27 protein-coding genes are annotated in these 25,686 nt (G+C 42.5%); 21 read left to right on the top strand and 6 right to left on the bottom strand.

Features of this window, described 5'->3' with window-relative positions; all coding sequences use genetic code 11:
- The first annotated feature begins 2 nt into the window (after nucleotides 1-2).
- Complete coding sequence (locus M3P07_RS09965; protein WP_249969765.1) at nucleotides 3-467, top strand: nuclear transport factor 2 family protein; 465 nt, start codon at nucleotides 3-5, stop codon at nucleotides 465-467.
- 79 nt (nucleotides 468-546) lie between these two features.
- Complete coding sequence (locus tag M3P07_RS09960) at nucleotides 547-1,497, top strand: SMP-30/gluconolactonase/LRE family protein (protein ID WP_249969764.1); 951 nt, start codon at nucleotides 547-549, stop codon at nucleotides 1,495-1,497.
- Here the strand turns inward: M3P07_RS09960 and M3P07_RS09955 are convergent.
- Complete coding sequence (locus M3P07_RS09955; protein WP_249969763.1) at nucleotides 1,494-2,525, bottom strand: lactonase family protein; 1,032 nt, start codon at nucleotides 2,523-2,525, stop codon at nucleotides 1,494-1,496. The two genes, M3P07_RS09960 and M3P07_RS09955, sit on opposite strands and share 4 nt — an antisense overlap.
- Nucleotides 2,526-2,677: 152 nt before the next feature.
- On the opposite strand from M3P07_RS09955, the gene M3P07_RS09950 reads away from it, so the two are divergent.
- The 3 genes from M3P07_RS09950 (at nucleotide 2,678) to M3P07_RS09940 (ending at nucleotide 5,368) form a co-directional block, all read left to right on the top strand.
- Nucleotides 2,678-3,691 (top strand): helix-turn-helix domain-containing protein, encoded by a 1,014-nt coding sequence (locus M3P07_RS09950; protein WP_249969762.1) that lies wholly within the window; start codon nucleotides 2,678-2,680, stop codon nucleotides 3,689-3,691.
- A gap of 75 nt (nucleotides 3,692-3,766) precedes the next feature.
- Complete coding sequence (locus tag M3P07_RS09945; RefSeq protein WP_249969761.1) at nucleotides 3,767-4,924, top strand: PQQ-dependent sugar dehydrogenase; 1,158 nt, start codon at nucleotides 3,767-3,769, stop codon at nucleotides 4,922-4,924.
- 18 nt (nucleotides 4,925-4,942) lie between these two features.
- Nucleotides 4,943-5,368: a nuclear transport factor 2 family protein gene (locus tag M3P07_RS09940; protein WP_249969760.1), complete on the top strand. Its 426-nt coding sequence runs from the start codon at nucleotides 4,943-4,945 to the stop codon at nucleotides 5,366-5,368.
- A gap of 2 nt (nucleotides 5,369-5,370) precedes the next feature.
- Here M3P07_RS09940 and M3P07_RS09935 read toward each other — a convergent pair whose 3' ends face one another.
- Together M3P07_RS09935 and hemH are read right to left on the bottom strand one after the other, a co-directional pair.
- Complete coding sequence (locus tag M3P07_RS09935; protein WP_249969759.1) at nucleotides 5,371-6,759, bottom strand: MATE family efflux transporter; 1,389 nt, start codon at nucleotides 6,757-6,759, stop codon at nucleotides 5,371-5,373.
- Nucleotides 6,760-7,791 carry a ferrochelatase gene (gene hemH, locus M3P07_RS09930; protein WP_249969758.1) on the bottom strand — a complete coding sequence of 344 codons (1,032 nt, stop codon included), beginning with the start codon at nucleotides 7,789-7,791 and terminating at the stop codon, nucleotides 6,760-6,762.
- Nucleotides 7,792-7,910: 119 nt separating this feature from the next.
- On the opposite strand from hemH, the gene M3P07_RS09925 reads away from it, so the two are divergent.
- Nucleotides 7,911-8,756: an N-acetylmuramoyl-L-alanine amidase-like domain-containing protein gene (locus M3P07_RS09925; RefSeq protein ID WP_249969757.1), complete on the top strand. Its 846-nt coding sequence runs from the start codon at nucleotides 7,911-7,913 to the stop codon at nucleotides 8,754-8,756.
- Here the strand turns inward: M3P07_RS09925 and M3P07_RS09920 are convergent.
- Nucleotides 8,742-9,494, bottom strand: a complete 753-nt coding sequence (locus M3P07_RS09920) for a ThuA domain-containing protein (protein WP_249969756.1) — start codon at nucleotides 9,492-9,494, stop codon at nucleotides 8,742-8,744. The genes M3P07_RS09925 and M3P07_RS09920 overlap by 15 nt on opposite strands.
- Nucleotides 9,495-9,503: 9 nt before the next feature.
- Nucleotides 9,504-10,382, bottom strand: a complete 879-nt coding sequence (locus tag M3P07_RS09915) for an AraC family transcriptional regulator (RefSeq protein ID WP_249969755.1) — start codon at nucleotides 10,380-10,382, stop codon at nucleotides 9,504-9,506.
- A 210-nt stretch (nucleotides 10,383-10,592) separates the two neighbouring features.
- Between M3P07_RS09915 and hemA the strand changes: the two genes are divergently transcribed.
- The 10 genes from hemA to hemB all read left to right on the top strand — a co-directional run bounded on the left by hemA (nucleotide 10,593) and on the right by hemB (nucleotide 18,738).
- Nucleotides 10,593-11,855: a glutamyl-tRNA reductase gene (gene hemA / locus M3P07_RS09910; protein ID WP_249969754.1), complete on the top strand. Its 1,263-nt coding sequence runs from the start codon at nucleotides 10,593-10,595 to the stop codon at nucleotides 11,853-11,855.
- Complete coding sequence (hemC, locus tag M3P07_RS09905) at nucleotides 11,848-12,774, top strand: hydroxymethylbilane synthase (RefSeq protein ID WP_249969753.1); 927 nt, start codon at nucleotides 11,848-11,850, stop codon at nucleotides 12,772-12,774. The genes hemA and hemC overlap by 8 nt, the downstream gene beginning before the upstream one ends.
- A complete protein-coding gene (locus M3P07_RS09900; protein WP_249969752.1) occupies nucleotides 12,752-13,417 on the top strand; it encodes a uroporphyrinogen-III synthase in 666 nt (221 codons plus the stop codon). Before hemC ends, M3P07_RS09900 begins: the two co-directional genes overlap by 23 nt.
- Nucleotides 13,410-14,435 carry a uroporphyrinogen decarboxylase gene (gene hemE, locus M3P07_RS09895; RefSeq protein ID WP_249969751.1) on the top strand — a complete coding sequence of 342 codons (1,026 nt, stop codon included), beginning with the start codon at nucleotides 13,410-13,412 and terminating at the stop codon, nucleotides 14,433-14,435. Before M3P07_RS09900 ends, hemE begins: the two co-directional genes overlap by 8 nt.
- 35 nt (nucleotides 14,436-14,470) lie before the next feature.
- Nucleotides 14,471-14,923: a DUF6973 domain-containing protein gene (locus M3P07_RS09890; protein WP_417952595.1), complete on the top strand. Its 453-nt coding sequence runs from the start codon at nucleotides 14,471-14,473 to the stop codon at nucleotides 14,921-14,923.
- Nucleotides 14,923-15,828 carry an oxygen-dependent coproporphyrinogen oxidase gene (gene hemF / locus M3P07_RS09885; protein WP_249969749.1) on the top strand — a complete coding sequence of 302 codons (906 nt, stop codon included), beginning with the start codon at nucleotides 14,923-14,925 and terminating at the stop codon, nucleotides 15,826-15,828. Before M3P07_RS09890 ends, hemF begins: the two co-directional genes overlap by 1 nt.
- A gap of 46 nt (nucleotides 15,829-15,874) precedes the next feature.
- A complete protein-coding gene (locus M3P07_RS09880) occupies nucleotides 15,875-16,231 on the top strand; it encodes a four helix bundle protein (RefSeq protein ID WP_249969748.1) in 357 nt (118 codons plus the stop codon).
- A gap of 27 nt (nucleotides 16,232-16,258) precedes the next feature.
- Complete coding sequence (locus M3P07_RS09875; RefSeq protein WP_249969747.1) at nucleotides 16,259-17,047, top strand: PhzF family phenazine biosynthesis protein; 789 nt, start codon at nucleotides 16,259-16,261, stop codon at nucleotides 17,045-17,047.
- A gap of 80 nt (nucleotides 17,048-17,127) precedes the next feature.
- Nucleotides 17,128-17,736, top strand: coding sequence for a hypothetical protein (locus M3P07_RS09870; RefSeq protein WP_249969746.1), 609 nt, complete (start codon nucleotides 17,128-17,130; stop codon nucleotides 17,734-17,736).
- Nucleotides 17,737-17,748: 12 nt separating this feature from the next.
- Nucleotides 17,749-18,738, top strand: a complete 990-nt coding sequence (gene hemB, locus M3P07_RS09865) for a porphobilinogen synthase (protein WP_249969745.1) — start codon at nucleotides 17,749-17,751, stop codon at nucleotides 18,736-18,738.
- On the opposite strand, the gene M3P07_RS09860 is transcribed toward hemB, so the two are convergent.
- Entirely contained in the window at nucleotides 18,727-21,495 is a 2,769-nt protein-coding gene (locus M3P07_RS09860) for a hypothetical protein (protein WP_249969744.1), read from the bottom strand. The genes hemB and M3P07_RS09860 overlap by 12 nt on opposite strands.
- A gap of 120 nt (nucleotides 21,496-21,615) precedes the next feature.
- On the opposite strand from M3P07_RS09860, the gene M3P07_RS09855 reads away from it, so the two are divergent.
- From M3P07_RS09855 to M3P07_RS09835, 5 genes are read left to right on the top strand one after another with little or no spacing between them, the layout of a single operon-like run.
- On the top strand, nucleotides 21,616-22,911 hold the full coding sequence (locus M3P07_RS09855) for a serine hydrolase domain-containing protein (RefSeq protein ID WP_249969743.1): 1,296 nt from the start codon (nucleotides 21,616-21,618) through the stop codon (nucleotides 22,909-22,911).
- Between the two features lie 52 nt (nucleotides 22,912-22,963).
- Nucleotides 22,964-24,085, top strand: a complete 1,122-nt coding sequence (locus M3P07_RS09850; RefSeq protein WP_249969742.1) for a CNNM domain-containing protein — start codon at nucleotides 22,964-22,966, stop codon at nucleotides 24,083-24,085.
- Nucleotides 24,085-24,555 (top strand): methylated-DNA--[protein]-cysteine S-methyltransferase, encoded by a 471-nt coding sequence (locus M3P07_RS09845; RefSeq protein WP_249969741.1) that lies wholly within the window; start codon nucleotides 24,085-24,087, stop codon nucleotides 24,553-24,555. The genes M3P07_RS09850 and M3P07_RS09845 overlap by 1 nt, the downstream gene beginning before the upstream one ends.
- Before the next feature lie 9 nt (nucleotides 24,556-24,564).
- Nucleotides 24,565-25,278 carry a 3'-5' exonuclease gene (locus tag M3P07_RS09840; RefSeq protein WP_249969740.1) on the top strand — a complete coding sequence of 238 codons (714 nt, stop codon included), beginning with the start codon at nucleotides 24,565-24,567 and terminating at the stop codon, nucleotides 25,276-25,278.
- Nucleotides 25,275-25,634 carry a VOC family protein gene (locus M3P07_RS09835; RefSeq protein ID WP_249969739.1) on the top strand — a complete coding sequence of 120 codons (360 nt, stop codon included), beginning with the start codon at nucleotides 25,275-25,277 and terminating at the stop codon, nucleotides 25,632-25,634. The genes M3P07_RS09840 and M3P07_RS09835 overlap by 4 nt, the downstream gene beginning before the upstream one ends.
- The last annotated feature ends 52 nt before the right edge of the window (nucleotides 25,635-25,686 follow it).

Below are 25,686 nucleotides of genomic sequence, written 5' to 3'. Positions count from 1 at the left end.
TCATGAAAAAAACGATTGGTATTTTAATTTTGTATTGCGCACTATCAGCTTGCAAGGAAACCTCGATGGGGCCGCAAATAACCAGCCTTATTGCGCCTGCGGACCACGGAATTCTAAGAAATCTCAAGGAAGTACAATGGCCTAAAGCCTACAGGGAGCAAGACACAGTACTACTGGATAAAATTCTTGGAGACGACTTTCAAATGATTGACGCCAGCGGTACTTGGTCGGACAAACAAGGGGAATTGGAATGGATCAAAGAAAATGCTATGCAACACGACTCCTTTCACTATGAAATAAAGCGCTTGGATGTTTTGGATAATGGAACTGCCCTAATTTGTGGTACTGGTCATATCATCAATGATTCTATTGAGACCATTTACCAAAGCAGCAATATCCTGATCAAACGCGATGGGATGTGGAAGGCAGTAGCTTCCCATGTATCTGGGGTTAAACAAGTTGAATGAACTTAGGGTTTAACATAAATTTTTAACCTTCAATACGAATAAATTATGATCTTGGGAGGACAATCAATCAAAAGACATTATGAAATTTGCTTTCCTAGGGCTGCTTCTTGTTTCTTGCTTTGCTAGTGCCCAAGAGGTTACCAATGCTGTTCCACTTCATTTTGAAAAAGACCTCATCCCTGAGGGCATCGCTGTTGACCTCCAAAATCAAAAACTTTTTATAAACAGTTTAAGATATGATAAGATTGTGCGTTGCAATCTGGATGGAAGCCATCCTGAAGACTTCATTAAAAGTGGTGAGCACGGATACCTCTCCGGTTTTGGAATGACCATTATGGGCGATGTGCTCTATGCTTTGGGCAATAGCCTGCCCAAACCAAAAAATGAATCCATTTTACTGCTGTTGCATATCGAAACTGGAGAATTGATCAATTCCTATAAGCTTGAAGAAGCAGGTTTCGCCTACCTCAACGATTTGGCTGTCAGCAGTAAGGGAAACCTCTACATCACCGATTCGGAAAGCAATAAAATCTATACCGTGAATCCCAAGAAGGGTGAGCTGGAAGTTTTCTATGCCCATGATGAACTTAAGCACTGCAACGGCATTGCCATTTCCAATGACGACAAGTATCTATATTTTGCCTCCTATACCAGCGGCCTTCGGGTGTTGGACATTGCGTCCAAAACATTGGTAAACCAGCCTAATAATTTTAAGGGTATCGACGGACTAAAGTTCCACCAAAACAGTTTGGTCGCCATTGTCAATACCAAAAGAGATGCAACTCAAAATGGGGTATATCAATTTCAACTCAATCAAAAGCTAATGGAAATCACAGGTGAGGAAAAAATTTGGAACCTCCGAAACGAATCCGATATCCCAACAACCTTTGCCATTAATAATGGCTGTATGTATTTCGTTGCGGACTCACAATTGGATAATTTGGACCAAGAAAACATTGTCATTTTTGATGAATCCAAGCTGGAAAATTACACCCTAGTCAAAGTCCCTCTTCCGAAAGGAAAACACTAATCCAAAAACTCCAAGCAAACCGGGCTGTCCATTTGTACTTCACTTAAAAATTCAAGTGTTCCCGCATTTTGATCCCTGGAAAAAATGGTGATGTTATGGCTTCTTTGATTGGCCACCAACAGAAATTTACCGGAAGGATCCAAACTAAAATTCCTTGGCCAGTCCCCTCTAACGGATTCCCATCCAACAGGGGTAACTTTTCCTGAAGTTTCATCGACCGAGAATGTAACGATGTTATTTTCCCCACGGTTGGAACCATATAAAAACTTCCCGTCGGAAGAAAGATGGATATCCGCGCAATAGCTCTTCCCTTCAAAGTCGGGATCAAGTGTGCTTATCGTCTGTATTTCTTCATATTCCCCCGAAGCATTTTTTTCAAACACGGAAAGGGTGGAGTTCAACTCGTTGATCACATAGAGTTTCCCAGAAGCACTTACCGTAAAATGTCTAGGGCCCGCTCCTTGGATCACGTCCAGCGAAGGTTGGGCAGCGGGGGTATATTTTCCATTTTTCTCCTGGTATTGCTTTACGGCATCCAACCCTAAGTCAGCGACAAAAAGTTTATCGCCAACAAATTGCGCCATGTGGGCATGGGAGGTTTTGGAGGTGTCCAACACCTTATGGTCAATGACTTGCGGGTTTTCACCTAAAGCCCCATCGGGGTTTAAACGGTGAATGGAAACATTCCCGCCACCATAATTGGAGGCCACCAATTTACCATCCCCAGAAAGTGAAACATGGCAAGGATGGGTGCCCGCAGTACCGGCGCTGTTCAGCAGTTTTAGTTTTCCACCTTCCAGTTGAAAGGCGGTAACCCCACCGCCCAGGCTATCAAAATCTGCCGTTTCCTGCACGGCGTAAAGGTTTTTCTTGTCCGAAGAAATCTTAAGGTATGAAGGGTTGTTCAGTTTGGCCGCCAATTCCCGATTGGTAAGTTCTCCTGTTGACGTATCGAAAGTGAATTTATAGATGCCTTCACTGGCACCGTTGGTATATGTGCCCACAAACAGGCTATGTGTTGTATCCATTTTTTTGGTTTCCGAACAGCTCAGCAGGCAAAGTGCCAACATACCAAGCAAAAGAGGTTTTGATTGCATCTGGTTTCCTATTGTTTTGCTAAAAATAAGAAGTATCCGTGGATTCCATATTTTCTTTTTTGGGGTCTTTCTATTTTTGGGGCATGAAACAGGAAGTTGTTTTATTGGTATTGAGTTGCTTGGGTATTGCACAGGCCCTTTTTTTATTCGTGTACCTGATTACCCTGCGCAAAACCGGAGATCGGAATAACATCTTCCTGGCCTTTGTTATATTGGGCCTTACCATCCGGATAGGAAAGTCTATTCTCAATGTATATTTTGATCTTGACCCATGGCAACGAAATCTGGGAATTTCCGGAATCTTATTGACCGGCCCCTTTCTTTGGTTTTATGGCAAGGGCTTGCTGTTCAATATGAAAAAACTAAAGCGGATGGATTATTTGCATCTGCTCCCATTCGTCTTTTTTGTTCTTTTTTGTGCGCTGTTCCCCAATGACGGCCGTCCCATCTCGTATGTGATTTACCTGTTGGTTTTTGGTCATTTGGCCGTTTATGTATTGCTTTCCCTTCGTGTATATCTCAAAGGACGACAAAAAGTACACCCACAAAGAGCTTCTTGGTTTAGAAATTTGCTTATAGGAATCGGTCTTCTATGGTTATTCTATATGGGAAATCTGGCTGGCCTTATTCCATTTTATATAGGTGGCGCCGTCTTCTTTTCTTTTTTGATTTACATCTTTTCCTTCCTCTTTCTTCAGAAGCATGCTTTTCAATTAGGGAAGTACAATGCCTCCACCTTGGATAAATCAGAATCTGGAAGTTTGGTCAAGGAGGTGAAAGAACTACTTTCTAAAGAAGAGCTTTTTTTGGATGCCAACGTTTCACTTGAATCCGTTGCGAAACGGCTAAATGTATCTGCCCGAAAATTGTCCCAGGCCATCAACCAGAACGAGCACAAAAACTTCTCCGACTTTGTCAATGACTACCGGATTGAAAAAGCCAAGCAATTGCTGTCTGATCCCAAACACAATAATGACAAAATAATTGCTATTGCCTATGATTGTGGTTTTGGGAACGTTACTTCCTTCAATATGGCATTCAAGGCTAAAACCCAACTCACACCTTCGGCTTATCGAAAACAGGCCCAAGCCATCTAGGTGGATTCGTTTTAATAATCATGATTTTTAAAGCTTCCCATCTGGAATTTCATCTCATTTGCCCTAAAGTTTCTGATGATGAAATTCTTTCCCGTATTATTGATATTGGTAATCGCATGTGCCGAGGCGCCGGAACACAAAGTGGAGCAACATGCTGCATTGATTCCCAGCAAAAAAATCGTGCTTGATGGCTTGAACCATCCCTGGAGCATCGCATTTATGTCCACCGCGGAGGCCTTGATCTCGGAAAAGGACGGGAACCTACTTCTGGTCAATCTCAACTCCAAAGAAAAAACCATAATCAAAGGTTTCCCCGAGGACTTGACCGATAGCATTCGAGCCATACATTTTGGAGATAATTCGGGCATTTTTGAGGTATTGACCAGCCCAAATTTTAAGTCCGATTCCTTGGTATATTTTAGTTATGCTGCCAAGAAAAAAGGGGCAGGAACAACCACAAAAGTGGCTAGGGCCAAACTGAACAACGACTCCTTGACCAAGCATGAAACGCTTCTGATTGCGGAACCCTATACCAAAGAATATTATCACTATGGCGGCGGAATGACCTTTGGGAAGGACGGAAAATTATACATCACCATAGGAGAGCGTCTTTTTTGGGAAAGGGACGAACCTCCCCTTCCGATTGCCCAAGATGTGGCGGATAAAAGGGGTAAAATCTACCGGATTAATCCAGATGGAAGCATTCCCGAAGACAACCCAAATTTTGGGGTTGGAAGCATTCCAGGTATTTACGCTTTGGGCATAAGGGCCGCCCAGGGTATTACGGTACAACCTGGGTCCGGAAAAATTTGGTTTAGCGAGCACGGTACCATCCAGGGGGACGAAATCAACATTTTGGAGGCTGGGGCCAATTACGGCTGGCCCAATGTTACTTCGGGAAAGTTAAGGAGTTCGGACTATACGCCTCCCCAATTGGACGATGTCTCCTTTATACCGCCTGTTTGGTTTTGGCCCCATACAGTGGCGCCCACGGGTTTAACTTTTTACACCGGAAACGATTTCCCCCATTGGAAAAACAACCTTTTTGTTCCTGGACTCTCCCGAGGAAGCCTTTGGCGATTCAGGATTGATGATACTACCATAAAAAGTGCCGAAGAATTGTTTATCGATGATCGGGTTAGAATCAGAAAGGCTAGACAAAGTCCTGATGGAAAACTCTATATCCTCACTGACGAGGACAACGGCAAACTCATACAAATAATACCACAATAACAATTAACATTGATCACTATGCACAAACAGTTCTTAATCGCCTTCGTTTTATTGACTTCCCTGCCCATAACTGCCCAATCGGAGGAAAAGGCCATACGGGAAACCCTCCAAACCTATCTGGACGGATCCTCTTATAGCAATCTGGAACAGATCACCTCGGCCTTTTATCCTGAGGCTGATTTATTCCTATCTAAAAAAGATCAGGAATTATGGGTGCTGACACCTCAAGAATATGCAGATCTGTTCCGAAATAGGGAAGCTGGAAAATTCAATGGGCGTATTGGCAAAATTCTAACTGTGGACCAAGCCAATACTATTGCCATTGCCAAAGCTTCCATAGAAATTCCTTCAAGAAGAATGAAGTTTATTGATCTTTTCCTTTTGAAGAAGCTTCAAGGGGAATGGAAAATCATCAGCAAGGCCGCAACCTTGTTGCCAGAATAATGTTATTGGGGCACTGCACTTAGTTTTGTCTTGATTTCCTTTCGTAAATAGAAGCCAGTCACCACGGTGGCCAAGAAATCTGCAATTGGGAAAGAAATCCAAACCCCAAGTTCACCCATAAAATGCGGCAAAATCAAAATCAGGGGAATAAAAAAGAACCCCTGACGCGTTAGGGTGAGCAGCAAAGCTGGAATTGCTTTTCCCACGGCTTGGAAGTAGGCCGCCCCTATCAATTGCATAGCAATAATTGGAGTGGCGGCAAAAACCATACGCATGGCATTCGGCGCATGATCCATTACAAAGGCATTGGTTCTCAGTTCTTCCAGGGGTAAATTATCCTTGTTGCTTAGAAAAAGTGCTGTAAGGGCATCCGGGAAAATCATCAATCCCACAAAAACCAAGGTTGCGACCAAGGAGGCATATTTGATTGCCGTATAAATGGATTGTTTTACCCGGGCGTACTTCATGGCGCCATAGTTAAAGCCTGCTATGGGCAGGAATCCTTGGGTGACCCCAAAGACCGGAAAAAAGGCGAACATCAGCATACGACCAATAATGGCGTAGACGGCCACCATGGCCTCTCCTCCCAAATTGAACAAGATGTTGTTCATTAGTAGGTAGGTGACACTGGTCACCGCTTGCCGGGCCAGGGTAACAAAACCCAAAGAGCCCATTTCTGATAAGATGGGCAGGTTGAACCAAAAGTGGGAAAAATTAATTTTTAACTCGGAATTCTTGGAAAGGAAAAAGTAGAAGATATAGGCAAAACAAAATAGGTAACCGGCAGTGGTCGCCCATGCCGCGCCATGCATTCCCCAATCGAATACATAGATAAAAATATAATCCATGAGCAAATTCCCCACGGAAGGGATGATCATGGCAATCATCGCAAATTTGGGTTTACCCTCTGCCCGAATCACTGTATTTCCCATCATACAGAGCGCCAAAAATGGCACCCCGTAGAGGACAATGGTATAGTAGATTTTCGCCAAGGGAAAAATGCTTCCCTTTCCCCCAAATGCCGGAATCAGGTCATTAACAAAGTAGAGTCCCAAGGCCACCATGCCAACAGTCAGCAATAAGGTAAGTGCTATCTGGTTCCCGAAAGTTCTCAGGGCTTTTTCCTTATCCCCAGAACCCAATGCCCTGGAGATAATGCTGGAACCTCCAACTCCAATCGCCATTCCCAAGGCGGCGATAAAGAACGAAACGGGAAGCACCACATTGATTGCCGCTATGGCGATGGAACCGATCCACTTCCCCACAAAAACGGAATCGACCAATACATTAAGGGACATGACCAAAATCCCAATGGAAGCAGGTACTGCTTGCTTGATCAGCAGTTTACCGATGGGTTCCGTTCCTAATTGGTCAGAGGAGACTTTGGCCATTTACACTGGTAAGGATGCATTGGCCTCCCATTCATTGACCCATTTGGCCATAAGAGATACCCAATCCTCATTTTCATTTAAACAGGGAATATGGATATAGGATTCCCCTCCAGCCTCCATAAATTGTTGTTTTCCTTCCATGGCAATCTCCTCCAATGTCTCCAAACAGTCGGCAACAAAAGCCGGAGTGATAACCGCCAACTTGGTTTTTCCTTCTTTTGCCAAGCGTTCAAACTCAAAATCGGTGAAGGGCTTTAGCCAAGGATCATTTGGTAATCTGGATTGAAACGAAATACTCGTTTTATCTTCTTCCAATCCTAAAACCGCTTTTACTTTCTCTGTAGTTGCAAAGCACTGGTGTCTATAACAGGTATGGTGGGCCACCGAATTGGTGGAACAACAGCTTTGATCAATTTTGCAATGGAATTTTGTGGGATCGGATTTTCTAATATGCCTTTCTGGAATTCCATGATAAGAAAACAAAATATGGTCATATTCAAATCCTTCCAGTCCCTTGGCTATGCTTTTTGCAAGTACATCAATGTAATCTTGATTGCCATAGAACGCCGGTAAGGTGGTGACTTTCAATTCAGGAAAATCTTGACTTTGCACTTCCATAGTTTTGACCACAACCGTCTCAAAGGAACTCATCGCGTACTGCGGATAAAGTGGAACCAATAAAACTTCATCCACACCCTTGTTCTTTAATTCCTGTAATCCTTTTTTTATGCTCATGGAGCCATATCGCATCCCTAAGGCCACAGGCATCTGAGTTTGTTCCTGTACTTTTTGGGCAAATCGTTCCGAAATCACGATCAAGGGAGATCCTTCCTCCCACCAGATTTTGGAATAGGCCTCGGCTGATTTTTTGGGTCGAGTCTGTAAAATAATTCCCCGCACAATAATATTCCGCAACCATTTCGGGGTATCAATAACCCGTTCATCCATCAAGAATTCATCTAAATACGGTTTCACATCTTTGGCAGTAGGGCTATCCGGGGAACCCAAGTTTACAAGTAACACTCCTTTCATAGCTGTTGATTCTGTAGCACGGCAAAAATACTATTTGAAGGTGATCTAAAATTTGATTCCTTCAATTTGTTTCCTATTACTGCATAGATAATCTTAATTTAGGTGAAAATCCAATGATTATGTGCTCCAGATTCTTGATTGTGTTATTGTTTTTGGTCTCACATTTGGTTGTGGGGCAGATAACGTGTTCTCCCCAAGATTCCATTGCCTTTGATAAAAAGATGGCACAACTTGAGGCCTTCCAAGATGTCTCCGACATTAACTGGGTGACAGCAATTGGGAAAACCTTTTTGGATACACCTTATGTGGAAAAAACACTTGAAATTGGAACAAAGGAATCTTTGGTTATCAATCTTAGGGGATTGGATTGCACCACCTATGTGGAAAACGTACTTGCTTTTGCCCTCCTTCTCAAAAATCAACAGGATGACTTTGGGGATTTCGCCAAAAATCTAAAAACCATTCGGTATAGAAATGGGGTTTTGGACGGCTATCCATCACGTTTACATTACTTTACGGATTGGATAAGAAATAACGAAAGGAAAGGACTGGTACGAAATGTGACCAACGAGATGGGTGGGGAAATCCATCAAAAAGCAATCAACTTTATGGGAACACATCGCTCGCTTTATCCATTTTTGGAGGATGATGGCAACTACGCTGCCCTTTTGGATGTGGAAAAGAACTTGGCCCAAGAAAGTCTATGCGTTCTACCCCAAAACCAAATTGAAGATCAGGAACATCTGATCCAATCAGGAGATATCATTGCCCTGGCCACTTCCATTAAGGGCTTGGATGTTTCCCATACCGGGTTTGCCATTAAGCAAAATGGGAGAATCCACTTATTACATGCCTCCAGCGCTGGCTCGGTACGCATTACCGAAGAACCTTTGGTGGACTATCTAAAAAAAATTAAGAGCAATATTGGAATTATTGTCGCAAGACCTACGTTACTTTCGCCCTAGGCACCATTCAATTCCTCCCAAAAGATGTTGTTTGAAATTGGAATCATCAAAAGCTTCCTCCGTGTGTCCCAATCCGGTATAGAAAACCCTTCCGCCATCGTAGGTATGGTACCAAGCAATGGGATGGTTATCTCCATTGGTTCCGCCGTCGTAACTGGACTCATCCAATTTCATGAGCACGTTAACATCAGGATTTAAATTCATGAAATTGTACCACTCGTCAAAATGAAACCATTCATCATTTAGGTGCACGGTTGCCGGGTGGGTACGATCCACAACTTCAATTCTGGCTTTCTGCTGCCGGGGATGGTTTTCAAAATATGCCCCGACCATTTTACCGTACCAGGGCCAGTCGTATTCAGTATCCGTGGCGGCATGGATTCCCATAAAGTTTCCGCCTTTGTTGATATAGTTTTTAAAGACTTCCTGTTCCTGATCGTTGAGTACATCCATGGTGGTGCTCAGGAAAATCACCAACTTAAAATTATTAAGGTTTTCGGCATTAAAATCGGCCGAAGTTTCTGTTTGTAAGGCGACAAAATTGTTGGCTCTCCCAATTTCCCTTATGGTCTGCATCCCTTTTTCTATGGATTTATGACGAAACCCACTGGTTTTACTAAAAACCAAAACAAAGTCTGGTAATATTACTTCTTTGGCTTCACCTGAATTTGGATTTTCTTGGGCATTTGTAAACAGGGCCATGCAAAGGGCCAGCAATAAAAGCTTGTAGGAATTCATGACAAATTTTTAAGTGCCTGAAGTTAAATATTTTTTGGGTGTAGTGCCATATTTCTTTTTAAACGAGGCAATAAAGTGGCTCGCTGTGCTATATCCAACTTTTAGCCCTACCTCATTTACATTGTGACTTCCCGTTTCAAGCATTTTTCGGGCATATTCCATTTTATAATCAAATAAAAAACCATAAACAGAATCACCATAAATTTGTTTAAATCCCTCTTTTAATTTCTTCAAGCTCAATCCAATTTCTTTGGAAAGTTCTACCAAGGTCGGGGGTTCGGACATTCTGGAAATCACAATCTCCTTAGCCATTTTAATTCGTCTTACATTGTCTTCATCGGCCAAGAACGGGCATTGTTCAAGGTCCGCATCCTTGGTCTTATTAAAATATAGTGACATTAATTCGTAAATCTTGGCCTTAACGTACAACTCCTTGATAGAAGGATGTAAATTGTAGTTTATAAGTTGATTAAGAACCACTGCCATAGCGGGCGACACAATCTCTTGGGAGTAGTATTTCTTTTCCTTGTTGTCATCACTTAGAAATGGGATGTAATTGGCTTCACTGGAAAAAAGGGAATGGAACTTTCTTATGGTCATCACCACCGATACCAACCAAGAATTTGGAAATAAATGCAGGTTGAGCGGTAGATCTTTTTGGGTATTGTAGAGCAACAGCGAGTTTTCTTCAGAAACTTCCAACTGGTAATTTCCTTGATTGAAATTGAACCTTCCGCCTCCCTTCAAACAAAAATGAAATTGAATAAAGGAGCTATCAATTTCCCTTTCAACCATTTGGGTCTGATCCGTATCGTTCTGAATTTTAAGCACATAAAAGCCTTCTTCAATTAAAACTTCACTATATGAACCTTTAGCGACATTTTTCATCCTGACTTTGGGTTTAATTTCTTCAATAGTTTAATTTAGAATGGCTCTAAATAGCTCGAAACATCCTTCAAAGCATCAATAAAATTAGTGTTTTTGGCAAATTACGAACAAAAGTTGGCTCTATTGGCAGTCTTGCGTTATTTATTGTTCCTCTAGCGTTATTTTTTCAAAAATAGTGAGGTTACATTTGTGAGCGATTTTCAATCCTTTATGAGGAGTTACCATATTTCCAAACATAATTCGTTCTACGCCATAGGGCTGAGCTATAAGAAGGCAGATGCCGAGGTTCGGGGAAAGTTCAGCTTGGATGTTCCATCGATAGATAGGATTATGTCCAAAGCCAAAGAACAGGGAATAGATGGACTTCTGGCGATTTCTACCTGCAACCGGACCGAGTTATACGGTTTTGCCCAACATCCTTTTCAACTTATCAAACTTTTATGCGACCAGGCCCAAGGCAGTGTCGAAGAGTTTCAGGAAGTGGCCTATGTGTACAAAAACCATGATGCCATTGCCCACATGTTCAAGGTGGGTACGGGTCTGGATAGTCAAATTCTCGGGGATTTTGAAATCATCAGTCAAATTAAACAAGGCTTTTACAGGGCTAAAAAAGATGAAATGGCAAATCCCTTTATTGAGAGATTGTGCAATGCCGTGATTCAGGCCAGTAAACGTATTAAGAATGAAACCGAACTTTCTTCGGGAGCCACCTCGGTCGCCTTTGCATCGGTAAAGTACATTCTTAACCATGTCCCCAATATTACCGATAAGAATATCCTGTTGTTTGGAACTGGGAAGATCGGAAGAAACACCTGCGAAAATCTGGTAAAACATTCCAACAACTCGCACATCACCCTGATCAATAGAACCCGGGAAAAAGCGGAGGAAGTTGCAGGAAAATTTCAATTGACCGTTAAGGATTACGGTGATCTTCAAACAGAGATTCGCAAGGCCGATATTCTGGTAGTGGCCACCGGCGCCCAACTTCCAACAGTTTCCAAGGCGTTGATCTATGCCAAAAAACCTTTACTTATCCTGGATCTTTCCGTTCCCAAAAATGTGTCGGACGATGTCTTGGAATTGGAAAATGTTTCCCTTGTCCATTTGGATCAACTTTCCCAAATCACGGATGAAACCCTGGCCAAAAGAAGAGCCTTTGTTCCCAAAGCAGAGACCATCATAGAGGAAGTTAAAAAAGACTTTCTGAAATGGTTGGAGACCCGCAAATTTGCCCCGGTCATTAATGCGCTAAAGGACAAACTAAATACCATGAAAGCTGAGGAAATCGATTTTCACTCCAAGAAATTATCGGATTTCGATCAAGATCAGGCCGAACTTATCTCCGGTCGGATTATTCAAAAAATAACCAAGCAATTTGCCAATCACCTTAAAAGTTCCGGGGTGGACACCCAAGACAGTTTGGAGCTCATCCAAAAAGTGTTCCAGTTAGAAATCGATTCACAGAATGAGTAAGATCATCCGAATTGGTACCCGTGACAGCGAGCTGGCCCTTTGGCAGGCCAATACCGTGCAGCAAAAACTGGGTGATCTAGGTTACGATAGCATCTTGGTACCTATTAAGTCCACGGGGGATCAGGTTTTGGACAAACCCCTATACGAATTGGGAATCACGGGAATCTTTACCAAGACCCTGGACATCGCCATGTTGAAAGGACAAGTGGACATCGCTGTTCATTCCATGAAAGATGTTCCAACCATGCTGCCCAAGGGAATTGTTCAGGCTGCGGTTTTAGAAAGAGCTGTTGCCCAGGATATCCTGGTCCATAAAGGACTTGAGTTTTTGGAAAAAGACATTCCAGCAACCATTGCAACAGGAAGTTTGCGCAGAAAGGCGCAATGGTTACATAAGTTCCCGACCCACAAGGTGGTTGATTTACGAGGCAATGTAAATACCCGACTTATAAAACTTATCGAAAATGACTGGCAAGGTGCGATTTTTGCCAAGGCCGGGTTGGAACGCATAAAACTTTTACCCAAGGAGGCCTTGAACTTGGATTGGATGGTTCCGGCCCCTGCCCAAGGTGCGATGATGGTCGTGGCCATGGAAAATGACACGTTTTCATTGGATGCACTTCAAAAACTAAATCATACCCCATCCGAAGTTGCAACAGCCATTGAACGGGATTTTTTGAGAACCCTTGAAGGCGGATGTACCGCACCCATTGGAGCTTTGGCGCAATTAAAAGACCAAGAAGTATATTTTGAAGGTGCCCTATTTTCTTTAGACGGAAGCAAGAAAATCGGTATAAAAAAGAATGTTCCTCTGAAGGATGCCAGCCGACTAGGAGAAGAGTATGCAAAAGAAATCTTGGCCAAAGGAGGTGACAAATTGATGGAAGGGATACGAAATGAAGACAGTGCTCTCCACTAAAATACTAACCCCTGCACAAAAGGAGCTGTTTCTCAATTCGGGTATTGGAATTGTGGAACACAATGCGCTAAAAATCGAATTCTTGGACTTTGATATTCCCGAGGGAAGTGATCATTTGGTCTTTACCAGTAAAAATGCTGTGCAGGCATTTTTAAATCGTTCCAAAGGGCGCAATTATTCGAACTACCAGAGTTTTTGTGTAGGCGAAAAAACAAAACGCTTATTGGAAGAAAATGGGATAAAAGTGGTGAAAATGAGCTTAAATGCACTGGATTTAGCTGATTTTATCCTAAAAAACCACAAAAGTGGACAATTTCTGTTTTTTTGTGGAAATATGAGAAGACCCGATTTACCACGGGAATTGTCAAAAAATAACATTCGGTATACTGAAATTGTAACCTATAATACCATTCTTACCCCAAAACAGTTTAAGCGCGCTTTTGATGGCATTATGTTTTTTAGCCCTAGTGGAATAAAAAGCTTTGTTCAAGAGAACAACATAGGAAATAGCCGCCTTTTCTGTATTGGGAACTCAACTGCCGAGGAGGCCAAAAATTATACCGCGGAAATTACCATTGCCAACCAACCAACCGTGGAAAACGTGTTGGTCCAAGCCATAAAATACTTTAAGCAATATGATTAAAAACGATTTGTTCCTAAGAGCTTTGAAAGGAGAAACAGTAGACCGCCCCCCTGTTTGGATGATGCGCCAGGCGGGTAGGTACCTTCCAGAGTTTATGGAGCTCCGAAAAAAATACGACTTTTTTACCCGCTGTCAAACCCCAGAACTGGCATCAGAAATTACCGTTCAGCCCATCCGCCGATATGGCATGGATGCGGCCATATTGTTCAGCGATATATTGGTTATTCCACAAGCCATGGACATTGAGGTCGAAATGAAGCCCAACTTTGGGCCCTACCTTCCCAATCCCATCCGAAATAAGGAGGATTTGCAAAAAGTTATAGTCCCCAATATCGAGGATACCCTCGGCTACGTGATGGAAGCCATTACCTTGACCAAGGAGAAATTGAACGATGAAATTCCTCTAATCGGTTTTGCAGGATCTCCCTGGACCATTCTTTGCTACTGTGTGGAAGGACAGGGTAGCAAAAGTTTTGACAAGGCCCGGGGTTTTTGTTTCACCCAACCTGAAGCAGCACATCAACTGCTGCAAAAAATCACCGACACTACCATTGCCTATCTAAAGGCCAAAGTACAAGCTGGTGTAAACGCGGTTCAGGTATTTGATTCTTGGGGAGGTATGCTTTCCCCTGTCGACTATAAAGAATTTTCTTGGCCCTACATCCAACAGATCGTTGATGCATTGAAGGATGAAGCTCCCGTAATCGTCTTTGGAAAGGGTTGTTGGTTCGCACTTCGTGAAATGGCCCAATCCGGAGCTTCGGCCGTGGGAGTGGATTGGACTTGCTCCGCCCAAAACGCACGTTATTTATCTGGAGGCAACATTACCCTCCAGGGCAACTTTGATCCTGCGCGACTATTATCTCCGCCCGACAAAATAAAAGAGATGGTGACCCAGATGATAAGGGAATTTGGCAAGGATAGGTATATCGTGAACCTCGGTCATGGTATTCTTCCAACCATTCCATTGGAAAACGCCAAGGCCTTCATAGATGCGGTAAAAGAGTTCAAAGGGTGAATCCGGTACGGGTATTAAAACGGGTCAGGCCTAAAATGTTGGCGCATGTCGTCTTCCTTGGATTTTGGTATCCCTTGTTTGTTTTACCAACCCTGAAAGCCACAAAAAAAAGTATGCGAATTTCCACTGCTTTGTATGGAACAGCGCATCATAAAAATGGAATTGCCAATGCTTTTCGACATGCACTATGGAATTATCTCATAGCCAAGGAATGTCAAAATTGGAACAAAAATTTGGATAAGGTTTTAGCCTGGACCGAAAAAATAACCAACTGGCACGAAGCGGCATTTCCCAATAAGGAGTTGGCCAAAAAAATGGATTTGCATAATAACCAAATTGGTCGTTTACTTTTTAAGGATAATTCACAAAGGTCAGAAGATGAAGCAGTGGATACCATAGCGAAAATGGCAGCCGATTCCATCCTGGTTGATCGGGAAGCGGCACTTGATAATCACAAGAACACATTGGTCCACATAATTGAAGAATAATGAAGGATAAATTTTACGCTTACATTCAAAATTTGCAAGATGCGATTACCTCCAAGCTGGAGGAAGTGGATGGCAAGGCGAAGTTTCAGGAAGATCTTTGGAAACGTCCAGAAGGCGGTGGTGGAAGGACTCGAGTAATCCAGAATGGCAATGTTTTTGAAAAGGGAGGTGTCAACATTTCTGCCGTGCATGGCGAGCTCCCCATGAGCATGCAACAATATTTCGGTGTAAAAGATGCCGATTTTTTTGCCTGCGGATTAAGTCTAGTTCTCCACCCCAAAAACCCCATGGTGCCTACGGTCCATGCCAATTGGCGCTATTTTGAAATGTATGACAAAACCGGTGCTATTGTAGATCAATGGTTTGGTGGAGGGCAAGATCTAACCCCATATTATTTATTTGAAGAGGATGCGAAGCATTTCCATACGGTGTGCAAAAAAGCATGCGATGCCCATGATTCTGAGTTTTATGCCGCATATAAAAAAAGGTGCGATGAGTACTTCTGGAATTCACACAGAAATGAAGCCCGTGGAGTGGGCGGACTTTTTTTCGATTACTGCAAAAAATCAGAAGCGATGGAGATGGAGGATTGGTACAACTTTGTTACAGAAGTCGGTGATAGTTTTCTAGAAGCTTATATACCAATCGTTACAAAAAGAAAAGAGCTTGCATTTGATCAAAAACAAAGGGATTGGCAGGAAATCCGTCGTGGGCGTTATGTGGAATTCAACCTGGTCCATGACAAAGGAACCCTATTTGGATTGCGAACCAATGGCCGTATTGAAAGTATTCTAATGAGCCTTCCCCCCCATGTACAATGGCACTATGATCATCATCCGGAACCTGGCAGTAAGGAGGAGAACTTGATCAATGTTTTACAAACACCCAAAGAGTGGGTTAATTAAGCATACCGTAAACAGCTTACGGTAAAAATTTTAAGCAATACAGCTTATGGTCGATTATAGAAATTACAAAGTTTGGCAAAAGGCGCATCTTTTGGTAATTGAAGTGTATCGAGCCACCGGTGCTTTCCCTCAAAAAGAACAATTCGGTTTGGTGTCACAAATCAATAGAGTGGTTATATCCATTCCAGCTATTATTGCAGAAGGTTGTGGTAGAGAAACTCAAAAAGAGTTGACTCGGTTTCTTTACATTTCTTCAGGTTCTGCCCTTGAGTTGGATTATCTTATCATGCTATCCAAGGAATTAAACTTTATTAACGACAAACAGTTTAGTAACTTATCGTCAAAAATCCAGGAGATAAAGAAAATGTTGGCTTCCTTAATAAAGATAAAGCAAGACTTATAGCTATAAACCGTAAGCTGTAGACTAGAAATGAAATTAACATTATACCAAATAGACGCCTTTACAGACCATGTTTTTGGAGGAAATCCCGCGGCTGTGTGCATTCTCGATTCTTGGTTGGACTCCCAATTGATGCAGCAAATTTCCGAAGAAAATAATTTGGCCGAAACCGCCTTTGTCGTACAAAAAAACAACCTGTTTGAGCTGCGTTGGTTTACCCCGGAAACCGAAGTGGATTTATGTGGACATGCTACCTTGGCCACGGCCTATGTACTATTCCACTATCATGGGGTTCCTGAGAAAATCATCAACTTTCACTCACCGCGAAGCGGAGCCCTGTCTGTTGAGCGCCATGCAAATGGGTTAATGACTCTGGATTTTCCAACGGACCAAACAGCTTCCTTAAGGGGAATATCAGAAATAAACAACGCCATCGGACTAACACCCATCAAAACAATAAAAGGCAAGACCGACTACCTATTGATATACAATTCCCAACAGGAAATTGAAGCAATTTCCCCCAATTTTCATTTACTGAACCAACTGGATTGTAGGGGAGTGATCGTTTCCGCCCCAGGGGACAAGGTCGATTTTGTGTCCAGGGCCTTTTTCCCACAATGCGGAATCCCCGAAGACCCGGTAACTGGATCCGCCCATACGACCATGACCCCCTATTGGGCCAAGGTTCTGGGCAAAACCAAACTAACAGCAAAACAACTATCAAAAAGAGGAGGAGATTTGATCTGTGAGTTTTTGGGAGAGCGTGTCAAAATTTCCGGAAAGGCCGTGCCTTATCTCATTGGAGAAATTGAAATCTAAACCCAATATCTGACAAACAACGAACACGCAACTCCATTTGCAAAAATTCGAGAAATTCGTGTCAAGCCGTGATTAACAGCATGAAAAAACTGAGACTGGAATATTCATCCCTTCTACAAGGTAATTTCTCCCTTGGCAAGCGCAATCTTCTGTTTGTTTTCCAGGTGAACTGCCCTGGATGTTTTTTCTATGGCTTTCCAATCATGAACCACTTGTCCGAAAAGTACCAGGACCAAATCAATTTTTTGGGAATGTCCACCGCCTTTGAGGATTTTCAACTTAACACCGAAGAGCATACCCGCTTGCTACTGGAAGAAAAGATTTTGGTTGGTGAAACCAAAAAAGCCTTTGAAGCCCACCCCAATGACCTACAACTTCCAACAATAAATTTCCCAATCACCATGGATGTGTTGAGTGATGCTTCGTTTATCAACCCAGAAAATATAACCCATATTGGGAACCATTTTCCAAATTATAGCGATGCCTCAATAGAGGAACAAAAGCAATTTGATCAAAATATAAAGGACTACCTAAACAGGAATCCCATAATCCCTGTTACTTTTACATTGAATCAATTCAGGGGAACTCCAACTTTTGTACTTTTTGACCAAGAAAATACCATTCTTGACCACTGGTTTGGACATAGGCCCGTTGAAGAAATAGAAACAATTATCAAGCATTGGCTTTAAATACATCCGCACATGTATCCACTTGTAAGAAATAGAAGATTAAGAGCAACCGAATCCGTACGAAGATTGGTTCGTGAAACCGTAATCACCCCAGATGATTTCTTGGTGCCCCTTTTTGTGGTAGAAGGCAAAGGGGTCAAGGAAGAGATTCCTTCCATGCCCAATTATTATAGAATGAGTTTGGACCATTTGGAAAAAGAGGTCAGTGAATTATGGAAAATGGGACTTTGCGCTGTATTGTTGTTTGTAAAGGTGCCTGAAAATCTGAAGGACAATAAAGGAACAGAAGCCCTTAATCCCGAAGGTTTAATGCAAAGGGCCATTAAAACCATAAAAAATGCATGCCCGGAAATGCTGGTCATGACCGATGTTGCACTTGATCCCTTTTCCTCTTATGGGCATGACGGCATAGTGGCCGAGGGTCAAATTCTAAATGATGAAACTGCCGAGGTACTGGCCGAAATGAGTGTTTCACATGCCCAAGCTGGAGCGGATTTTGTAGCACCAAGCGATATGATGGATGGTCGGATCATGACCATTCGTGAAGCGCTGGAAGACGAAGGTTTCCACAACATTGGAATTATGAGCTACTCCGCCAAATACGCTAGTGCTTATTACGGCCCCTTCCGCGATGCCCTGGATTCTGCCCCAGTAGATATTGAAAACGTGCCCAAGGATAAAAAGACCTATCAGATGGATCCTGCCAATCGGTTCGAGGCCATTCGGGAAACCCAAATGGATGTGGACGAAGGTGCCGACATCGTCATGGTAAAGCCAGGTCTTCCCTATTTGGATATTGTTCGGGAAATTAAAAATGAGGTGGATGTGCCCGTCGCCGTGTATCAAGTTTCCGGCGAATATGCCATGTTAAAAGCGGCAGCTGAAAAAGGCTGGTTGGATCATGATGCGGTGATGATGGAACAACTCCTTGCCATAAAAAGGGCAGGGGCTAATATCGTAGCCAGTTATTTTGCCAAGGACGTAGTGCAGTTACTTACTTAGATTTTCCGTGACCGTATAGGAGAACTGCCTGTAACCTATTTTGCCTTCCTTGGTAATGGATTCCAAAACAACGAGCATTTCCCCAATATCATCGCCATTATAGTATGCTATAGTAGCCTTCCCTAACTTATTGGAGGTTACATTTGGGTTCCAATATACCATAGGTCTCATATCGGGGATACTCCAATCGGATGGTTCTAGATTATCATATTTTGGGGTGTAAAATTCCTTCTGCGGAGAAAATCCTTGAATGGCTTTTTTGTTCATCCCTATGGTTCTCTGGACGCTAAAAAGACCCTTTTTGGAATAAGTAAAGATATTTATGAAGGAAATTCGGACCGAAGGGTCCAACGCCAAAGGAGTTCCAAAAACTTGCGAAATATATCGCCTGGGATACTTCGGATTTTGGATGATTTCCACGCTCATTATCTCTTCCGTTGGTAAGGTGCCAATTAAGGAATAGTTTTCAATTTGGACCGGAATGCCATCAATTATTATAAATGAAAAATCGCTCCCCATCGCAGTTGCGACTTGAAACCGGTTCTCCAATCTTCCTACCTGCCTAATGTAAATATCGTCGGGATAGCTAAACTGCAGGACGCTAAAAAGTCCATGCGACCATTTTTTTATTTCCTGATGCAGTTCTTTGTCCTCTATAACCAGATCTGGCTCACCATGCAGATCCATCATTTTTTGCCGCTCTGGGGTTAATCGATAGTCCGTAAGTTCCACCTCGTCCAAGCGTATGGTGTTTTCCCCAACTTCAAACGCTTCTTCCATTCCTTGTTGATCCAGGATCTTATCAATGTACTGTTTGGATATAAGGGTGTCAGCAGTCAAGACCGCCTTTTTTTCATCATATCCAATTCGGGGAGGTTTCGGTGTATTGATGGAAATGGTATATTCCTTCTTCTTTCCATTTTCCTTTTTTGTTTGAAACAATAGTTCCAATTCTTCCTTGTAGGTGTCATCAATGGTAAAGTGAAACTGGCCCAAACTGTCTACGGTATGGGTAAAAACCTGTTTGGGGTCCCCGAAGGCCATCATGGTCAAATCAACCTCTTTCTTTCGCTTCCGCTTACTGTTTAAGAGTTCCACTATAGTTCCAGAAACATACAGGCCTTTTTCCGGTTTGTGTTCGTAATCAACCCCCTGATCAAACTTTTGATATTTGTAAGAACGCCACCCCTGGGTCAGCATCAAAGCGTTCATGTCTCTCAATCGCGTGGGATTCTTGGAATCAAAATAATAATTTGGTTTTTCGATGACGCCTTTGAGTTCCGAGGTCAACAAAAAATAGGATAAAATATTGGGGCGAATAGCTTCCTGGTCTGCTATGGCCTTGTTCAAAACCAAAACCGAAGTATTTGCCAACTCGGGCTTGTTCTCTTCCCCTAAAGTGGTAATCCCAATTGCCACTTTTTCCCGTTGTTCGTAAGTTTTTTGGATTGATTTTACATCCAAGCACAAGCGCTTTTGGTTCGATTCATTAAAAATTAGACGTTCGCAAACCGGCACACGTTCTTCGTTTAAGATTGTTATTTTGACAATGCCTTCGGGGAGACTGTCTCTTGGTATCTTTACTTTAGATAACTGGTTTTTGTGCTCCAACTCAAGCTGTTTGTATCTTATCCCTCTGCGCTCAACAGTGATATAGATCTTCTTATCGATTGTTCGGTTCGATTGCACTTGCATCCATGCATTTTTTCCAGCAAAAACCACTTTCAAGGCATATCCTTGTACCAAAACTCTCGGGAGAGGGTAGCTATATACCTTGTCGCCAACAACTACTTGAGCATGGTAGGTTTCACTTGCATCTCCGTTAAGAGCGACGGTTCCCATTCCCAGATTATTGCTTTTAAATGTAGTAACGACCGCATCATTTTTATCCACGATAACTCCAGAAACGGGTACTCCCTGTCCATTAAAATCAATGGCCTTAAAGGCCACTAAACCTTCTACATTATGAATCATTTGCCCTCCTTCCGGAAAGAACTGAAGATCAATTTTGTCCTTATCCACTATTACTGTGCGGTTATAGGAATTTACGAAGGCAATATTGTTGTTCTTTATCTTGATTCCTTCCAAGGCCAGTTTTAGTTTAGCTTGATAAGTATCCTTGGGAATGACATAATTGAGTTGATATATCTTTTTTCTATTTCTTTCCAGAATTACAGAATCTTTAATGTCATCAGTTTCTATGATCATTTTCAGTTTCCCTCTAAAATTTGGATCGATCAAACGCGGTAGAATGGTCGCACTCAACTGAATGCTATCCCCTGGCAATTCGGTGAGCACTATATTGTTTATGGCCTTGTTGGATTCTTGGACAATTTCGGCTTTGGTGATCTCAATGTATTCCGAAAAAATAAAGTCGTCGCCAAAATTTTTATTCCACTCGGTATACGCTCTAACCAAATATCTTCCAGGCGCATAGCTAGGTTTTAATTCAAACGACCCATGACCAATTCCTTCAACAAGTTTCAATTTTTTTTTGTCTACAATACGTTGGTCAAAATCGATTAACTCCACGTACAACACTTCGCTCATCGTACTCAATTGATGATCTGCGCTCCGTGCAGCAATCGCCTTGAACCATAATGTTTGTCCTACCGAATGGATCAGATTGTTTAGTTGCAAATAGATCTTTTCCGCATTGGCCAGTTTGGATGCCTCTAATTTGTCTTGGGCAAAGGAATGTTTAGGGCACAATAGAAGACAGGCACTCAATACAACTATAAAGCGTATTTGTTTCATTTTTGATTGGATGAACAGCACAAGTAAATTAAGAAAAATGTAAAACATTTGACCAAGTCGTTCCACAATGGTGTAACCTTTAGTGTTTTAGCCTAATTTTACAATCCAATCCGACTACAAATGAAAAACCCAACCCTACTATTGATTTGCCTTTTAGGATGTATTTACTTAGGCATAGCCCAAACCCCTTTGAATTATAGGAGTCTTGAAGAAGCTGGAATGGATGAAACATTCATTAACCACCAGGTGGACTCCATAATGCAACTGGGGATAATGGAACAAGCTTTTCCGGGGGCACAAGTTCTAGTGGCCAAAAACGATACGGTTGTGTTTCACAAGGCATATGGTTACCATACCTACGACAGTGTCCAAAAAGTTGGTCTCGATGATATTTACGATTTGGCTTCGGTGACCAAAATCACAGGTCCCCTTCCCGCGCTTATGAAATTGGTCGACGAAAAAAAACTAAACCTGGATGCTCCATTCAGCACTTACTGGAAGCCTTGGGCCAAACGTAAGGACAAAAAAGACTTAACCCTACGAGAGATTCTGAGCCATCAAGCAGGCTTGGTGCCCTATATAATTTTCCTGGACAAGGCGATGAAAAATGGAAAAATAAAGAAACGTTTTGTCCGCACTGAGCCTTCCAAAAAATTTCAAAAGCAGGTGTATGAAGGGCTATATGTTAAAAATAGGTTTCTAAGAAAAGTCTACCGGATGATCAATCGCTCCAAGGTTTCTCCTGAAAAAAAGTATCGCTATTCCGGACTTACCTTTTTGATTTACCCAGAACTTATTTCCACTCTCACCGGAACAGATTATGAAACTTATTTGAAGAACACCTTTTACGACCCCATAGGCAGCAAGACCTTGGGCTTTAATCCCATGACCAAGAACTTCCCGAATAAAATTGTACCCACAGAGATGGATACTTTATTTAGGAAAGATTTGACTCATGGTTGGGTGCACGATGAAAATGCCTCCCTTTTGGGTGGGGTTTCTGGTAATGCGGGTCTGTTTGGTACCGCGGAGGATTTGGCAAAAATCATGCTGTTTTACCAAAATATGGGCGCCACCTTGGATGGAGAACAGATTATTTCCAAATCGGTGGTTGAAGACTTTATCCAAGTCCAGTATCCAGAAAACGAAAATCGAAGGGGGCTGGGCTTCGACAAACCCCTATTGGGCAACGATACATTGGCAATCGCAGATGCATATCCCTCTCCAAAAGCAAGTCCTAAAAGCTTTGGACATGGTGGATTTACTGGAACTTTTGTCTGGGCCGACCCAGAAAACCAATTGGTATTTATTTTTCTTTCCAATAGGGTCTACCCCTCCAGAACACATCGCAAGCTTTACGGACTCAATATTAGAACTGCCCTGCAGGATGTTTTTTACAGCGCACTTGTTCAATAATCGTATTGGAATTCATTCCTATTCGCTACCTTAGTACAACTAGATAAAACGCATGGGTCTTCTCCTTTTTTACGCTTTCATTTCAATTTTTTTCTCATTTCTGTGCTCCATTTTGGAAGCCGTACTCCTAAGTATCTCCCCAACCTTCATCAACCTTAAAAAACAGGAGGGCAAGGAATATGCAGAGCAGCTGGAAATGCTCAAAAAAGATGTTGACAAACCCTTAATTGCTATTTTAACCCTAAATACCATTGCCCATACCGTAGGAGCCATTTTGGTGGGCGTGCAGGCCAAAGTCGCCTACGCCAACTTGTACGGAACTACGACCAGAACCGTCTTTGGCATTGAGTTTACGGAAGATTTGATGGTCGGGGTGGTATCTACGATAATGACCATATTGATTTTGGTGGCTTCCGAGATTATTCCAAAAACCATTGGTGCCACATACTGGAAACAGTTAGCCAATTTTACGGCCAAAGCTTTACGCATTATGGTATTTCTGCTCAAATGGACGGGATTGCTTTGGCTTTTGCAATTGTTCACCAGACTTATTGGCAAAAAAGGACATCATGGAAGTGTCCTTAGCAGGGAGGATTTTACAGCAATGACTGAAATTGCCCATGAGGAAGGAGTGTTTCAGGAATCTGAGTCCAAAGTCATCAAAAACCTATTGAAATTTGACGAAATCCTGGCCAAAGACGTGATGACACCAAGAACTGTTATGAAAATAGCCTCGGAAGATACTACGATCCAAGAGTTTTTTGAGGCCAATAGACCATTGCGCTTTTCCAGAATTCCACTTTATAAAAACAGTATGGACAACATCACGGGTTTTTTCCTAAAGGACGAACTGCTCGAAGCCATTATCAACAAAAAAGGAAAGGAAAAACTGGGAACTATTAAACGGGAAATTTTGGTGACCAATAGAAACAAGCCTATTCCTATGCTTTTTGAAAAGTTTGTGGAACAAAATGAGCATGTTTCTTTGGTCGTGGACGAGTATGGCTCGGTCAGCGGGCTTGTTACCCAAGAGGATGTGATTGAAACCCTTCTTGGTTTGGAAATAATGGACGAAAGCGACAACGTTGAAGACCTTCAAGTCCTAGCCAGAAAGAACTGGGAATCTCGCGCCAAGCGATTGGGACTTATTGAAGATTCAAATGAAGTAAAGTGATGGAAATAGCTTATTTACAAACACCTATTGGAATTTCAGAATTTAAAGGTGATGAAAATGGGCTTGTATCGGTATCGGTTTTGAATTACGAAGTACCTATTGGTATAATCCCTGAGGTCCTGGAAGACGCTGTCTATCAATTTCGAGAATATTTTGAAGGCCAACGACGGAATTTTGACCTAAAATTGAGCCCAGTGGGCACTCCATTCCAGAAAAAAGTATGGGAATTGCTGCAAGAGATCCCCTACGGAAAAACAATTTCGTATCTTGAGCTCTCCAAACGTTTAGGCGACCCCAAGGCCATAAGGGCAGTAGCTGCTGCCAATGGCAAAAACCCACTCTGGATCATTGTTCCCTGCCATAGAGTAATTGGAAGCAATGGCGACCTCACCGGATATGCTGGCGGTCTGCACCGCAAAAAATGGCTTTTGGAACATGAGAGCCCTGCCAAACAGATGGCTCTTTTTTAATACGCTATCATGCTTTACAAACTTAACCTGGAACATATCCTTTTTTTGGATATCGAAACTGTGCCCCAACAACCTGATTTTGATTTGTTGGACCAAAACACCCAACAGCTTTGGGCACAAAAAACCCAATACCAACGAAAAGATGAATTCACTCCGGAAGAATTCTATGAACGCGCTGGAATTTGGGCCGAATTTGGAAAAATCATCTGCATTTCCGTGGGATACTTTACCTCAAAAGGCTCAAACCGAAACTTTAGGGTTACCTCCTTTCATGGTGATGAACCCAGCTTATTGAAACAATTTAAAACCTTGCTCCAAGAACATTTTAGCCAGACGAAACACTTGCTTTGTGCCCATAACGGGAAGGAGTTCGATTTTCCATACATCGCAAGGCGAATGGTGATCCATGGCATCAATTTACCCTACAAGCTAGACCTATTCGGAAAAAAACCCTGGGAGGTTCCCCATTTGGATACCATGGAACTCTGGAAATTTGGTGATTACAAGCATTTCACTTCCTTGAAGTTGTTGGCGCACGTGCTCGGAGTCCCTTCCCCCAAGGAAGACATGGATGGGAGCATGGTCAGGGAGGTATATTACAAAAACAACGATTTGGACCGCATCATCTCCTATTGTGAATTGGACGTGATCACCACCGCCCAAGTACTTCTCAAACTAAGAAATGAAACCCTTCTTTCCGATGAAGAAATAAAAAGTATATGACACAACTTCTCGAAATAACCCCAGTATTGCCATCCCAAAACATAGAACGGGATGTGGCTTGGTACCTCAAACACCTGGGGTTTGAAACATTATCCAAAGACGAAATGTATGCCTGTCTTAAAAGGGAAAACCTTCATCTCCACCTACAGTGGCATGCCGATACCGAAGATGACCCTCTCTTGGGAGGTTCCGTGATCAAGATTTTCGTAAAGAACATCCAGCCGATTTTTGAAGAATTTGTCCAAAGGGGGACGGTGCCAGACCACAAGTTGCGACGAAACACTCCATGGAACACTCATGAATTTGGGTTCTATGATCTAAACAACAATGCGATTTTTTTTGTTGAAGATGTGTAAAAGTATGCTAGCAAGGGGGCTTGCCGGGTTTTCCTATGGGATGAAACAATCC

It is taken from the genome of Flagellimonas myxillae (genome assembly GCF_023502235.1).
In the GTDB taxonomy this organism is placed as follows: domain Bacteria; phylum Bacteroidota; class Bacteroidia; order Flavobacteriales; family Flavobacteriaceae; genus Flagellimonas; species Flagellimonas myxillae.
Note: the sequence above shows the minus strand (reverse complement) of the source record. Positions and strands in the feature narration are given on the sequence as shown.